The sequence below is a fragment of the Agromyces mediolanus genome (assembly GCF_044917495.1).
Lineage (GTDB): Bacteria > Actinomycetota > Actinomycetes > Actinomycetales > Microbacteriaceae > Agromyces > Agromyces mediolanus_B.
Window position 1 is genome coordinate 62,524 of sequence record NZ_JAVSSI010000008.1, and the last position, 12,915, is coordinate 75,438.

The following is a 12,915-nucleotide window of genomic DNA, read 5'->3' on the forward strand; positions in this document are numbered from 1 at the left end:
CCGATTCGCCTAGCCTGAGGGCATGAACGTGCTCGGGCTCGTGGTGCTCGGTCTCATCTTCGCGTTCGCGGCGGTGATGGGCTGGCACGAGCTGCGCGGACCGCGCGTCGAAGCGCCGCAGCCGACGTCTCGGACGCGCGCCGACCGCGTCGAGGCGGGGCTGCGGGCCGCGGGCTACGCCGATGACGAGGTCGCCTACGCCCTCGCGGATATCGAACCGGAAGTGGTGCGGGTGCGCACGAATCGGGCGGGACCGTTGATCGTCGTGTCGGCGCCGGAGTTCGGGGTGCGCGCCGTCGCGTTCACCGTGGATGCGGCCGAGCGGCGGGCTCGGGACCGCGTCGCACGGCGGGCGGGCGTTGAAGCGCGCGCCATCCTGTTCGACGAGCTGGACTGATCCGCCCGCCTAGTCCTCAGGCTCATTGTCGTTCGAGACGAAGTGCTCCGCCTGCTCGCGTGTCACGGAGCAGGCGCCGTCGGCCGAGAAGACCTCGCCGCTCAGGGGTTGATGCGCGAACCACGAGCCGGCAGCAGCCGGCTGCTGCTCCCAGAACGCCCGCTCCTCCGCGGCGGCCCGAGCAAGCCCGGTGAAGTGGGCCGCTGCCGCCGGGTTCGTCGCCGGAGCGCTCGATCGGTAGTGGGCCGTGCGCGGACCGAACCAGACGCCGTGCGGCACATCGAACTCCACTTCGAAGCCCTCGCCGAGTTCGTCTCCCAGACGGTGCGCGAGCCGCTGTCGCGCTCGGTCGATGCGGTCCGGATAGTCGGGCGAGCGCCAATGGAAGTCCTCGTCGAGGCCCTCCTCGTAGAGCGCGCTCCACGCGCGCAGCTCGGCGACGAGTTCGGCGCTGAGCCCGCTCGCGTCGTAGTCGACGGGATCCGGGAACCACACCACCGAGTCCGTGTAGTCGTACATGATCCGCACGAGGTCGACGTCGTAGCGGTACGCGCGGGTCATGCCCGGCCGTCCTGCCCGCCCCGCACGAGCGTGGCGTCGAGGCCGGCGATGATCGCGTCGATGCCGCGGTCGTACATGTCGAGGTCGCGGAGCGCGGCGACTCCGGTGGGCGACTCGCCGACGGCCTCGCCGTGCGCGCCGCCGCCCGGTCGGCCGCTCCGCGCCCAGACCACGAGGAACCCCGAGGCGTAGCCGTCGATGATGCCGAGGATCTGCCGGGCGGCCTCCGCTCCGAGCCCGGCCGCCTCGAGCCGTTCGATCGTCGCCTGCAGGTGCGGGGCCACGGGCGCGGCGTCGTAGGGTGCGAGCGCGAGCAGCTCGAAGGAGCGGGGGAGGGCGACCGCGAGATCGCGGTACGAGCCGAGCGTCCGGCGCACGAGCTCGCGCCAGTCGGCGGCGGGCGCGCTCGGCTTGCCCCCGCTCAGGTCGAGCCGCTCGATGAGCTGCTCGACGATCGCATCGATGAGGTCGTCGCGGCTGCGCACGTGCGTGTAGAGGCTCATCGGGGCGAAGCCGAGCTCGGCGGCGAGGCGACGCATTGTGAGCGCGTCGAGGCCGTCGCGCTCGATGAGCGCGATGCCCGCGGCGGCGAGCTCGCGGCGGCTGAGCGCGGGGCGCGCGGCGGGCGCCTCTTGACGGGACGGCATGGATGAAAGAGTATCGTCCGTACACTGTACGGAGCCGTACGTTGTACGGCCGCGCGAAGGGCACCCGCCGATGGACCTGCACCACCTCACCGCCACCGAGGCATCCGAGCTGTTCCGACGCCGGGAGCTCTCCCCGGTCGAACTGCTCGACGCCGTGCTCGCCCGCACCGCCGCGGCCGAGCCCGCCATCAACGCGGTGACCGAGGAGTGGATCGACGAGGCCCGCGCCGCGGCCGCCGCCTCCGAGGCGCGGTTCTCGGCGGCGGCCGGCGGTGGTGCGCCGCTCGGCTCGCTCGAAGGCATCCCGCTGATGCTGAAGGACGAGCAGCCGATCGCCGGGCGCCTCCTCGAAGACGGCTGCCTCCTCGAGCGGGGCAACGTCGCCGACCAGACGCATCCCATCGTCGACCGCATCCTGGCGGCCGGCGCCGTCGTCCACGCGCGCACCACCACCCCCGAGTACTGCTGCGCCCCGGTCACGCACTCGAAGCTCTGGGGCGTCACCCGGAACCCGTGGAACCCCGACTACACGCCCGGCGGCTCCTCGGGCGGCTCGGGCGCCGCGCTCGCTGCGGGCGAGACGATTCTCGCGACCGGCTCCGACATCGGCGGATCGATCCGCATCCCCGCCTCCTTCTGCGGCGTGGTCGGCTTCAAGCCGCCGTTCGGCCGGGTGCCCGGCATGGCCCCCTTCAACTCCGACACCTACTGCGCCGACGGCCCGATGGGGCGCAGCGTCGCCGACGTCGCCCTGCTGCAGAACGTCCTCTCCGGGCCGTGGGTCGGCGACGCGGCCTCCCTCCGCGAGATCGCCGAGGTCTCCGGACGGGTCGGATCGCTCGACGGCGTGCGCGTCGCCCTCTGCCTCGACCTCGGCGGTTACGACGTCGATCCCGCCGTCGAGGCGAACACCCGGGCGGCGGCCGCCGCGCTCGCCGCCGCCGGCGCGACGGTCGTCGAGGTCGCGCTGCCCTGGGGGCCCGACCGCGTGCTCGAGACCGCATGGCCGCACTTCGGCGCGGTGATGGGCCCGTTCATCGAGCAGATCGTCGAGGGCGACGCCGCGCGCGCCGCCCAGCTCATGCCGTACACGCGCGCCTTCGCGGAGCAGGCGGCGGGCGGGGGCGGCTACGTCGACGGCCTCGTCGCCGAGTCGGCGTTCTACCGGCCCTTCGCCGAACTCATGACGGGGTACGACGTGCTGCTCTGCCCGACCGTCGCCTCGATCGGGCTCGCCGCCGAGGAGCCCTGCACCGACAGCACCGCGATCTTCTCCCAGCTCATGACGCTGCCGTTCAACGTGATCGGCCGGGTGCCGGTGCTCGCCGTGCCCTCGGGGATCGCGCCGAACGGCGTGCCGACCGGGGTGCAGCTCGTCGGGCGCACGTACGACGACGCGGCGGTCTTCCGGGTCGGTGCGGCGCTCGAGCAGGAGCTCGGGCTCTGGACGGATGCCTCGTGGTGGCCCGCGATCTGAGCGGGTCCGACGCGGGGTGAACCGCGCCCCGGGCGCAGCTGCTCGCGCCGGGTGCACAATCGGAGCATGACCGCCGAGCCCGTGCACCTGATCCCCGTGCGCCTGATCGTCGACGTCGCGAACGTCATGGGTTCGCGCCCGGACGGCTGGTGGCGCGATCGGGCGGGCGCGGCGACGCGGCTCCTCGCCGGGCTGCCGGGGCTCGTCGGCGCCGAGGTCGCGGGGCCCGAGCCGGGCGCAGCGGAGCCGGGCGCGGCGCTGCCGGGCGCGCCGCTGCGCCTCGACGCGATCACCGCCGTCGTCGAGGGCGCCGCGCGCACGGCGACGGCGCCGGCAGGCATCCTCGTCGTCCCGGCGCCGGCCGACGGCGACACGACCATCGTCGAGCTCGCCGCGGCCGAGGCATCCCTCCGGCCCCTCGTCGTCACCGCGGACCGCGGCCTGCGCGCACGCCTCCCACCGGCCGCGCTCGTCGCGGGGCCGGGCTGGCTGAACCGGCTCCTGGGGCGCTGAGGCGCGGCGCTCAGCGCGCGGCGCTCGCGCCCCGGTCGAAGCGCGCGCCCGCGGGGTCGCTCGGCATCAGGAAGAACACCAGCAGGATGATGCCGCCGACGATCGGGATGAGCCCGATGAACCACCACGGACCCGGGCGGTTCGAGTCGTGCAGCCGGCGCCAGCTGAGCGCGAGCCACGGGATGAACGTCGCGAGCCCCCAGAGCCCGAGGATCGAGGCGAAGACGACGTAGCCGCCGCTCGGCGGGGTCATCGTGTTCGTCGTCGCGTCGTACATCCAGCCGCCCGACAGCGACATGGCGAGCGAGAGCGCCCCGTTCACGATGATGCTCGCGAGGTACCACCACCAGAACTCGCTGCGGCTCGCGCGGCCGGAGAAGGTGGCGTACTTCGTGAAGAATCGGGAGACCGCCTGCCCGAACGTCGCTCCGGGGAGCGGACGGTCGAGGGCGGGGTCGGTGGTCGTCGCAGTGGTCGTCATCATCGTGCTCCTCGTAGGGGTGGAACCGGATGCGCCGCGGCGCAACTGCCCGCGAACGGCGCCAGCGTAGCGCCGGGGGAGGCGCGCGGCACGCCCCCGTGCGAGGGGCGATCCCAGCGGGTGCAGGGCGCACCGCGTAGGCTTCCGAGGATGAGCTCCCGCACCGACGGCCCCGTGAACGATCCGCTCACGAACGTGCTGCTCACGGTGTTCGTGCTCATCCTGATGTTCGTCGTCGCCGGGGCGGCGCTCATCGCGGGCGCCCTGGTCGGCGTCGGCGCGATGGAGTGCACGGGCGAGGTCTGCGCGGTGCTGAAGCGCTCCGGCAGCTGGTTCGCGATGCTCGCCACCGCGATCGCGCTCATCGTCGGCATGGTCGTCGCCATCGTGCGGCTCGCCCGGCGCGGGAGCCGTCAACGCAGCCGCCGGCCGCTCGTCGCGGCCATGACCGTCATGGTCGGGGCGGTGCTCCTCGGGGCGCTCGTCGGAGCGGTCGGCGGTGCGCTCGACGGGTGACGGGTCGGGTCCTCGGCGGCGCCGCGGGGCGCCTGCTGCGCGCGCCGCTGCCGCCGCTCAGATGACGACGTCGATGTCCGCCTCGACCTCGGCGCCCGTGTAGTGCGCGTCGACGAGGATCGGCAGGTGGTCGGACTCGCCGCGCGGCAGCGTCTCGATGCTGCGCAGGTCGAGCCCCGCGGAGGTCGCGAAGTCGAAGTGCCCGCGGAAGTAGCGGTAGCGGGTGTACGTGTACCGGTCGCTGAGCGTCAGCTCGTACCCCGCCTCGCGCACCTTCTCGGCGAGGTTGTCCTTGAAGACGGGGTAGTTGTAGTCGCCGACCATGAGCGCGGGCAGGTTCGGGCCGAGCAGCTGCAGCTCGCCGAGGGCCGCGTTGATCTGCGCGCGCCGCAGCGAGTTCAGCGCCGTGAGCGGGGCCGCGTGGAACGAGGCGATCGTGAGCTCGCGGTCGTGCTCGAGATCGTCGAAGCGCACCGCGAGCAGCCGCTCGTGCGCGGGCCGGAGCACCCGGTCGTGCAGCGACTTCTTCAGCGCGAAGGCGCGCACGTCACGGGGGAGCAGGCGGTCGGGGCGGTAGTACATCGCGAGCCCGAGGCGGTTGCCGGTCGTCGAGTGGGCGAGCTGCATCCGCCCGATGTCCTCGGCGAGGCCCGCCGTGTCCACCTCTTGCAGGCAGATGGCGTCGGGCGAGTAGCGCTCATCGAGCGCCGCGAGCTCGGAGATCGCGCGGTGCTTCCGCAGGTTGTAGCTGATGATCAGCATTCTCCACAGCGTACGCGCGGTTTCGTGGATGACGGCTGAGGGTTGCGCGGCGCTCGGGTGAACGGTATTCATCGCTTCGCTACGCTGGGGCCGTGGATGCCCGTGCCGAACTGCTCGCGCTCTGCGAGCGCGGCCTCGACTGGTTCCCGGGGCCGGATGCCCCGACGACCCGCATCCCGGGGCTCGTGATGCCCGACCCGTCGGAACTGCGTCCCGCCGCGGTGCTCGTGCTGTTCGGCGTGCTGGACCGCGTGCCGGCCGCACCCGTGGACGCCGCCGCGACGATCGTGCCGGCCGATCTCGACGTGCTGCTGCTCCGCCGGGCGGCGACCCTCGGCACCCACGCCGGGCAGATCGCGTTCCCGGGCGGGCGGCTCGAGGCATCCGACGACGGCGCGGTGGCCGCCGCGCTCCGCGAGGCCCGCGAGGAGACCGGCGTCGAGACGAGCGGGGTCGAACCGCTCGGCGAGCTGCCGCCGATGCCGGTGCCGCTCAGCCGCCATCTCGTGACGCCCGTGCCCGCGTGGTGGACGCAGCAGTCCCGCGTCGCGGCGGTGGATCACGACGAGTCGGTGGACGTGTTCCGGGTGCCCGTCGCCGAGCTGCTCGCGCCCGCGAACCGGGCGATGACGGTCCTGCGGCGCGACGGCTTCGTGCACCGCTCGCCGGCGTTCACCGTCGGGGAGCGGCTCGTGTGGGGAGTGACGGCGCTGATCCTCTCGCGCATGTTCGACGAGCTCGGCTGGGCCGAGCCCTGGGACACCGGCCGCGAGGTCGTGCCGCCCGCGCGCGAGCTGTCGCGCTGAGGCGGCGCTACGCTGGCGCGATGGAGCTCGCCGAACTGATCGCGTACGTCCGGGCGCAGCGGGCGGGCGTCGTCTCGACGCTCGGACCGGATGCCTCCCCGCAGGCCGCCTACCTCGCGATCACCGCGAATGGACGCGGCGAGCTGCTCTTCGATGCGAAGCCCGACTCGCGCAAGATCGCGAACCTCCGCCGCGACGGACGTGTCGCCGTCGTCGTGGGCGGCGCGGACGGCACGACGCTGCAGGCCGAGGGGCGCGCCGAGCTCCCGGCGGGAGCCGAGCTCGAGCGCTGCACCTCGGAGTACCTCGACGCCTTCCCCGAGTTCGCGGGCTCCTTCGAGGCGGGTGCCGTCGTGCTCGTGCGGATCGTGCTCGAGTGGGCGCGGCACGGCGACTTCCGCGGCGGGACGCCGGTCCTGCGCGAGGTCGCGCTCGGGGCCCGGTGAGCTCGGCTCCGGACTCAGCCGATCCGCAGGCGCACCGCGACGGGGTCGCCGATCTCCAGCCGCTCGGCCTCGCGCACCCACGTCTTCACGGGCACCACGTAGCCGCCATCCTTCGGCCAGAGCGAGGTCGTCCACTCGCTGCCGCCGATCGTGACCGTCGCCGGGATCATGCCCCAGCCGTAGCTCACGCCGGGCGCGAGCTCGGCGATCAGCTCGGCCTGCTCGGGCGGCACGCTGAGGAAATGCCACGGCGCCGGTCCGCGCCAGTACCAGAGCTCGTCGGTGAAGCGGAGGTCCACGCGGCGAGCCTACGCCAGCGGGCGGGGACGGCTCGCCGTCACGCCTCGGGGCTACGCCTCGTCGAGCTCCTGGAACAGGGTGAGCTGGAGCCCGGCCGGGCCGTTCAGCCGCGAGTTCATCGAGCGCCACGGCGTCTCGCGGGCCTCGGCGACGAGCTCGGCGCCCCCGGCGACCGCCTCGTCGGTCGCGGCGACTGAGTCGTCGACCTCGAGCGCGACCCGCAGGGCGGCGCTCGGCTTGCCCTCGGCCTCGACCCGGTCGATGAAGCGCACCTGGGCGGCGTTCGACAGCTCGAGCGTGGCGCGCCCGGCATCCAGGATCACGACCCGGGCGTCGCCCTCGGCCTCGTAGGACTCCTGCACCGGCATGCCGAGCACGTCGCGGTAGAACGCGAGCGTCGCCTCGAAGTCCTCGCCCTCCGGAACGGATGCCACGAGCCGAAGCTGCCTGACCCGACCCTCGCCCTGTGCTGCCATGTGGTGCCTCCCCGTCGATGCCGGCGCGCCCTCGCGGCGCCCGTGCTTGGTGGCAACGCGGAAGTGGCGCAAACCATTCCGCCGGGGATGGGCGGAGGCGGCGCGGGCATGTGTGGGCGCCCGGCCGCCTCCGCCGGTCTCAGGCGGCGATGACGCGCGCGGCGAGCGCGCGGGCCTCGGCCGCGGTCCCGACGGCCCCGGCCCAGCGGCCGAGCTCGGCGGGCACGATCGGGGGCACCCGGTGGAACGTCGCCTGCTCGGCGACGTACCCGGCGGCGAGCTCGACCAGCCGGTGCGGCGCGCTCGCGAGTCCGCCGCCGACCACCACGACGCCGGGGTCGACGAGGGCGAGCAGCGTGAGCACGGCGTCGGCGAGGTGCTGCGCCGCCGTCCGCACGATCGGCACGGCCCGGTCGTCGCCCTCGTCGTACGCGGCCAGCAGCTCGCGGGCGGAGCCCTCGCCGCCGGCGGCGTTCCAGGCCCGGCGGAGCGCCGGGGCGCCGAGGAGCGTCTCGAGGCAGCCGCGCTGCCCGCAGGAGCAGAGCCGCCCGCCGGGCTCGACGACGATGTGCCCGAGTTCGCCGGCCGAGCCGTGCGCGCCGTCGGCGATGACGCCGTCGACGAGGTGCGAGCCCGCGATGCCGGTGCCGAGGGCGAGGGTGAAGACGTCGGACTGCCCGGCCCCGGCACCCCAGCGGGCCTCGGCGACCGCGGCCGCGCGGCCGTCGTTCAGGATCCGCACGGGGACGCCGAGGAGCGTCGAGAGCTCCGGCCCGAGCGCGCTGCCGTCGAGCGCGGGGACGTTGGACGAGCGGATGACCGTGCCCGTCGCCTCGTCGACGAGCCCGGGGATCGCGACCGCCACCGCCGCGAGCCGGTGACCGGCCGACACGGTGCGGGCGAGCTCGGCGAGCGTCGCCGGCAGATCGTCGGCGAGAGCGGGCGCGACGCCCTCGGCGATGGCGTCGGGCATCCCGTCCGCCTGGCCCGCCGAGGCAAGCCGGTACTTCACGCTCGAGCCCCCGACATCGAGACCGAGCACGGTGGAGCCGATCATCGAGCGGCACCGCCGAGGTCCGCAGGCACGAGGCTCGCCGCGGCGCGCGCGGCCTCGGCGATCTCGCGGGCGATCGCGGCATCCGCGACCTCGTAGTCGCCGACCCCGCTGCCCGCGGAGCCCATGCGCACGCCGCCGGCGTCGCCCGTGACCGTGCGCTTCGCCGAGAAGTGCAGATCGCGCACCCCGGAGGCGAGGATGCCGGGCGCATCCGCCGCGGTCACCCCGCCGCCGGCCATGACGACGAGGCGGCCCTCGGCACGCTCCACGAAGGCGCGCAGCGTGTCGCGCCCGGCGAGCGCGGTCGGCGCGGCGCCGGAGGTGAGCACCCGGTCGAGGCCGAGCTCGATCAGGGCGTCGAGCGCCTCGAGCGGGTCGGCCGAGACGTCGATCGCCCGGTGGGCGGCGACGCCGGCGCCGCCCGCGGCATCCCGCAGCCGGCGCATCCCGTCGAGGTCGAAGCGGCCCGCCTCGTCGAGGCAGCCGATCACCACGCCCGCCGCGCCCGCCGCGACCGCGGCGCGCACGTCGGACTCCATCACGGCGAGCTCGTCGGCCGTGTAGCGGAAGCCGCCGCCGCGCGGGCGGATGAGCACGTGCACGCCGACCAGCTCGCCGGCCGTCTGCACCGCCGCCTCGATCGTGCCGAGGGACGGGGTGAGGCCGCCGAGCGCGAGCGCCTGGCAGAGCTCCACCCGCGCGGCGCCGATCGACGCCGCGACCCGGACCGCCGCGGCATCCTGGGCGATGAGTTCGAGCGTCACCGCGCCCGCCGCGGACCCGGCCGTCGTCGCCCCGCTCATGCGGCGCTCCGCGCGGCGAGGCGGGCGATGCGCCGCTCGCGCTGCGCGATCGGGTCGGGCACCGGCACCGAGGCCAGCAGCCGCTGCGAGTACGGGTGCTGCGGGCGCAGGAGCACGTCGTCGGTGGCGCCGAGCTCGACGATCCGGCCCTGGTGCATGACCGCGACGCGGTGCGAGAACTCGTGCACGACGGCGAGGTCGTGGCTGATGAAGAGGCAGGCGAAGTCCATGCGCTCCTGGAGCTCGCGGAGCACCTTCAGCACGGCCGCCTGCACCGAGACGTCGAGGGCCGAGGTCGGCTCGTCGGCGATGATCAGCTCCGGCTCGAGCGCGATCGCGCGGGCGAGTCCGATGCGCTGGCGCTGCCCGCCGGACAGCTCGTGCGGGAAGCGGCTCGCGTACGAGGCGGGCAGCTCGACCGCCTCGAGCAGCTCGCGCACGCGGGCCGCCCGGTCGCGGCCCGACATCGGGCGCACGGCGCGGTGCACGACGAGGGGCTCCGCGATCGCCTCGCCGACCGTGATCCGCGGGTCGAGGCTCGAGCCCGGGTCCTGGAAGATCGCACCGACGCGGCCGCGCAGGCGGCGCTCCGCGCGACCGCGCAGGCCGCCGCGACCGAGCTTCTGGCCGAAGAGGCGCATCTCGCCGCCCGAGGTGGGGGCGAGGCCGAGGGCGACCTTGCCGAGCGTCGACTTGCCCGAGCCCGACTCGCCGACGAGGCCGAGGATCTCGCCCGCCGCGATGTCGACCGTCACCTCGTCGAGGGCGGTGAAGCTCTTGCCCGCCTTGCGGTAGGTGACGCTCGATCCGCGGAGCGAGAGCACCGGCACGGGCAGCGCGACGCCGCCGGGGGCGGTGCCGCCGGGGGTGGTGCCGCCGGGGGCGGTGCCGCCGGGGGCGGTGCCATCCGGCTCGCCCGCGGGCGGCACCGTCTCGCCGCCCTCGGGCAGCCGCGGCACGGCGTCGAGGAGCCGCTTCGTGTAGTCGGCGCTCGGCTCGCGGAGCACCTGCATCGCGGTGCCGTGCTCGACCATCTCGCCGCGGTACATCACGGCGACGCGGTCGGCGATGTCGGCGACGACGCCCATGTTGTGCGTCACGAGCAGGAAGGAGGTGCCGCTCGAGTGCGCGAGCTCCCGGATGAGGTCGAGGATCTCGGCCTGCACCGTCACGTCGAGCGCGGTCGTGGGCTCGTCGGCGATGATCAGCTTCGGCTCGCAGGCGAGCGCGATCGCGATGACGACGCGCTGGCGCTGCCCGCCGGACATCTCGTGCGCGTAGCCGGCGGCGCGGCGCGCGGGCTCGGGGATGCCGACCCGCTCGAGCAGCTCGACGGCGCGCCGCGCGGCCTCCTGCTTCGAGCCGACGCCGTGGTTCAGCAGCGCCTCGGCGATCTGGTCGCCGATCCGCATCGACGGGTTCAGCGCGGTCATCGGCTCCTGGAAGACCATCGAGATCTCCTTGCCGCGGACGCCGTTCAGCTCGTGCTCGCTCAGGGTGGTGAGCTCCCGCCCGTCGAGCTCGATCGAGCCCGTGCGGGTCGCGGTCGCCGGCAGCAGCGAGAGCACCGCCATCGCGGTGACCGACTTGCCCGAGCCGGACTCGCCGACGAGGGCGAGCACCTCGCCCCGGCGCACGTCGAGGTCGATGCCGCGTACCGCCTCGACGGGGCCGTCGTCGGTGCGGAAGGTCACGGCGAGGTCGCGGATGCGGAGCATGGGCGTCTCCGCGTCATCCGTCGCGCCCTCCGGGGCGGCGATGCGGTCGGTGGCGCTCAACGGTCGCGTCCCTTCACGTCGAAGAAGTCGCGCAGGCCGTCGCCGATGCTGTTGAAGGCGCAGACGGTCAGCACGATGCAGAGGCCGGCGGGGAAGATCAGCCACCACGCGCCGGCGTAGGTGTACGTCATCCCGCCCGTGAGCATCGCGCCCCAGTCGGTCGCGGGCTTCTGCAGCCCCATGCCGAGGAAGGAGACGTACGCGACGAGGAGGATCGCGTCGGCGACCTGGAACGTCGCGTTCACGACGATCGTGCCGACCGTGTTCGGCACGATGTGCTTCACCACGGCGCGGCCGTGGGTGCCGCCCATCGCGCGGATCGCGAGCACGTACTCGCGGGACTTCAGCGAGATCGACTCCGCGCGCACGAGGCGGGCGGGCACGAGCCAGGAGACGAGGCCGATGACGACGATCATGAGCGGCACGCTCGGCCGCATGATCGCCGAGAGGATGAGGAGGAGGAACGTCGCCGGGATCGCGATGCCCGCGTCGACGATGCGCATCATCACGGCGTCGACGGTGCCGCCGACGTAGCCGGCGATCGCGCCCCAGAGGGTGCCGATCACGGTGGCGAGGATGCCGGCGGCGAGGCCGATGAGGATCGACACCTGTCCGCCGATCATGAGCCGGCCGAGCACGTCGTAGCCGACGTCGTCCGTGCCGAGCGGGTGGCCGGGGGAGCCCGGCGGGAGCATCGTGCTCTTGAGGTCGGTGTGCACCTGGTCGGTCGGGTGCAGGATCGGCCCGAGGAAGCAGAACAGCAGGAACAGCACGATCGTGACGACGCCGAAGAGGGCGAGCTTGTTCTGCAGGAAGCGGCGGAGGCCGCGGCGGAACGGCGAGCGGGCGGCCGGCTGCGTCGCCGGCTGGGCTGCGGTGGCGGTCGTCATGCGAGCTCTCCTCGGGTGCGCGGGTTGAGCAGGGCCTGCACGAGGTCGGCGAGGATCGAGCCGACCACGGTGGCGACGGCGATCACGAGGACGCAGCCGAGCAGCACCGGGTAGTCGCCGGTCTGCGCGCTCGTCCAGAAGAGGAGGCCCATGCCGGGGTAGTTGAAGAGGGACTCGACGACGATCATGCCGCCGAACATCACGGGGAGGTAGTAGCCGAGCATCGCGATCACGGGCGTCAGGGAGTTGCGCACCACGTGGCGGCGGATGACGACGGGCATCGGCGTGCCCTTCGCGCGGGCGGTGCGGACGTAGTCCTCGGAGAGGTTGTCGATCGTCGCCGAGCGCATGTAGCGGGAGATCGTCGCGATGATCCCGAGCGCCGCGGTCGCGACGGGGAGCACGAGGCCCGCGGGCTTCGCGAGCACCTGCGCCACGGTGTCGCCCTGCGGGGCGAGCGCGGGCACCAGGTGCAGCCACTGGGCGAAGACGATGACGAGCACGAGGCCGAGGAAGAACGACGGCGTCGAGTAGATGATGAAGTTCATCGTGGTGAAGACGTAGTCGCCGGTCTTGCCGCGACGGACGGCCTGGTAGATGCCCATCGGGATCGCCACGATGAGCGCGACGACCATCGAGATGAGCGCGAGCACCAGCGTCTTCGGCAGACGCTGGCCGATCGCGTCGGCGACCGGGCGGTTCAGCTTGAACGAATCGCCCAGGTCGCCGACGGCGATCTGCGAGAGGAACGTGAAGTACTGCTGCCAGAGCGGCCGGTCGAAGCCGTTCGCGCGGTTGAACGCGTCGATCTGCTCCTGCGTGGCCTGCATGCCGAGGATGCCCTGGGCGGGCCCCTGCGGCATGGCCAGGTGGAGCAGCGCGAACACGATCAGGGTGACGATCAGGATCACGATCACCCCCTGAACGATGCGCCGTGCCAGGAACCTCAGGATCCCGGCGCCGTTCGACGCGGTTCGGACCGCGGTCCGCGCTGCTTCCACCATT

17 protein-coding genes are annotated in these 12,915 nt (G+C 73.8%); 6 read left to right on the forward strand and 11 right to left on the reverse strand.

All coding sequences use genetic code 11. The features are described 5' to 3' along the window. The first annotated feature begins 22 nt into the window (after window positions 1–22). The gene (locus ROT00_RS12565; RefSeq protein ID WP_404775343.1) at window positions 23–397 is read left to right on the forward strand and encodes a hypothetical protein; all 375 of its coding nucleotides are present in this window, start codon (window positions 23–25) and stop codon (window positions 395–397) included. A gap of 9 nt (window positions 398–406) precedes the next feature. On the opposite strand, the gene ROT00_RS12570 is transcribed toward ROT00_RS12565, so the two are convergent. Together ROT00_RS12570 and ROT00_RS12575 are read right to left on the reverse strand one after the other, a co-directional pair. Beyond that, a complete protein-coding gene (locus ROT00_RS12570) occupies window positions 407–958 on the reverse strand; it encodes a hypothetical protein (RefSeq protein ID WP_404775345.1) in 552 nt (183 codons plus the stop codon). After that, window positions 955–1,605, reverse strand: a complete 651-nt coding sequence (locus ROT00_RS12575; protein ID WP_404775347.1) for a TetR/AcrR family transcriptional regulator — start codon at window positions 1,603–1,605, stop codon at window positions 955–957. Before ROT00_RS12575 ends, ROT00_RS12570 begins: the two co-directional genes overlap by 4 nt. A gap of 70 nt (window positions 1,606–1,675) precedes the next feature. Here ROT00_RS12575 and ROT00_RS12580 point away from each other — a divergent pair, with 70 nt between their 5' ends. Further along, window positions 1,676–3,082 (forward strand): amidase, encoded by a 1,407-nt coding sequence (locus tag ROT00_RS12580; protein WP_404775349.1) that lies wholly within the window; start codon window positions 1,676–1,678, stop codon window positions 3,080–3,082. 66 nt (window positions 3,083–3,148) lie between these two features. Next, window positions 3,149–3,595 carry a hypothetical protein gene (locus tag ROT00_RS12585; RefSeq protein WP_404775351.1) on the forward strand — a complete coding sequence of 149 codons (447 nt, stop codon included), beginning with the start codon at window positions 3,149–3,151 and terminating at the stop codon, window positions 3,593–3,595. 10 nt (window positions 3,596–3,605) lie between these two features. On the opposite strand, the gene ROT00_RS12590 is transcribed toward ROT00_RS12585, so the two are convergent. Continuing rightward, complete coding sequence (locus tag ROT00_RS12590) at window positions 3,606–4,076, reverse strand: DUF805 domain-containing protein (RefSeq protein ID WP_404775353.1); 471 nt, start codon at window positions 4,074–4,076, stop codon at window positions 3,606–3,608. Between the two features lie 150 nt (window positions 4,077–4,226). On the opposite strand from ROT00_RS12590, the gene ROT00_RS12595 reads away from it, so the two are divergent. Continuing rightward, the gene (locus tag ROT00_RS12595) at window positions 4,227–4,592 is read left to right on the forward strand and encodes a hypothetical protein (protein WP_404775355.1); all 366 of its coding nucleotides are present in this window, start codon (window positions 4,227–4,229) and stop codon (window positions 4,590–4,592) included. 57 nt (window positions 4,593–4,649) lie between these two features. Here the strand turns inward: ROT00_RS12595 and ROT00_RS12600 are convergent, their stop codons facing one another. After that, window positions 4,650–5,354, reverse strand: a complete 705-nt coding sequence (locus tag ROT00_RS12600; protein WP_404775357.1) for an endonuclease/exonuclease/phosphatase family protein — start codon at window positions 5,352–5,354, stop codon at window positions 4,650–4,652. A gap of 92 nt (window positions 5,355–5,446) precedes the next feature. On the opposite strand from ROT00_RS12600, the gene ROT00_RS12605 reads away from it, so the two are divergent. Next, entirely contained in the window at window positions 5,447–6,160 is a 714-nt protein-coding gene (locus tag ROT00_RS12605) for an NUDIX hydrolase (RefSeq protein ID WP_404775359.1), read from the forward strand. Window positions 6,161–6,180: 20 nt separating this feature from the next. Continuing rightward, window positions 6,181–6,606, forward strand: a complete 426-nt coding sequence (locus ROT00_RS12610; RefSeq protein ID WP_404775361.1) for a pyridoxamine 5'-phosphate oxidase family protein — start codon at window positions 6,181–6,183, stop codon at window positions 6,604–6,606. 14 nt (window positions 6,607–6,620) lie between these two features. On the opposite strand, the gene ROT00_RS12615 is transcribed toward ROT00_RS12610, so the two are convergent. The 7 genes from ROT00_RS12615 to ROT00_RS12645 all read right to left on the reverse strand — a co-directional run bounded on the left by ROT00_RS12615 (window position 6,621) and on the right by ROT00_RS12645 (window position 12,914). Then, window positions 6,621–6,905: a DUF1905 domain-containing protein gene (locus tag ROT00_RS12615; protein WP_404775363.1), complete on the reverse strand. Its 285-nt coding sequence runs from the start codon at window positions 6,903–6,905 to the stop codon at window positions 6,621–6,623. 51 nt (window positions 6,906–6,956) lie between these two features. Continuing rightward, window positions 6,957–7,382 carry a VOC family protein gene (locus ROT00_RS12620; protein WP_404775365.1) on the reverse strand — a complete coding sequence of 142 codons (426 nt, stop codon included), beginning with the start codon at window positions 7,380–7,382 and terminating at the stop codon, window positions 6,957–6,959. Window positions 7,383–7,521: 139 nt separating this feature from the next. Continuing rightward, a complete protein-coding gene (locus ROT00_RS12625) occupies window positions 7,522–8,439 on the reverse strand; it encodes an ROK family protein (RefSeq protein ID WP_404775367.1) in 918 nt (305 codons plus the stop codon). Then, window positions 8,436–9,242, reverse strand: coding sequence for a copper homeostasis protein CutC (locus ROT00_RS12630; protein ID WP_404775369.1), 807 nt, complete (start codon window positions 9,240–9,242; stop codon window positions 8,436–8,438). The genes ROT00_RS12625 and ROT00_RS12630 overlap by 4 nt, the downstream gene beginning before the upstream one ends. After that, a complete protein-coding gene (locus ROT00_RS12635; protein ID WP_404775371.1) occupies window positions 9,239–11,020 on the reverse strand; it encodes an ABC transporter ATP-binding protein in 1,782 nt (593 codons plus the stop codon). Before ROT00_RS12635 ends, ROT00_RS12630 begins: the two co-directional genes overlap by 4 nt. After that, window positions 11,017–11,910 (reverse strand): ABC transporter permease, encoded by an 894-nt coding sequence (locus ROT00_RS12640; RefSeq protein ID WP_376933884.1) that lies wholly within the window; start codon window positions 11,908–11,910, stop codon window positions 11,017–11,019. The genes ROT00_RS12635 and ROT00_RS12640 overlap by 4 nt, the downstream gene beginning before the upstream one ends. Continuing rightward, a complete protein-coding gene (locus ROT00_RS12645) occupies window positions 11,907–12,914 on the reverse strand; it encodes an ABC transporter permease (RefSeq protein WP_404775373.1) in 1,008 nt (335 codons plus the stop codon). The genes ROT00_RS12640 and ROT00_RS12645 overlap by 4 nt, the downstream gene beginning before the upstream one ends. Window position 12,915: the final 1 nt, after the last annotated feature.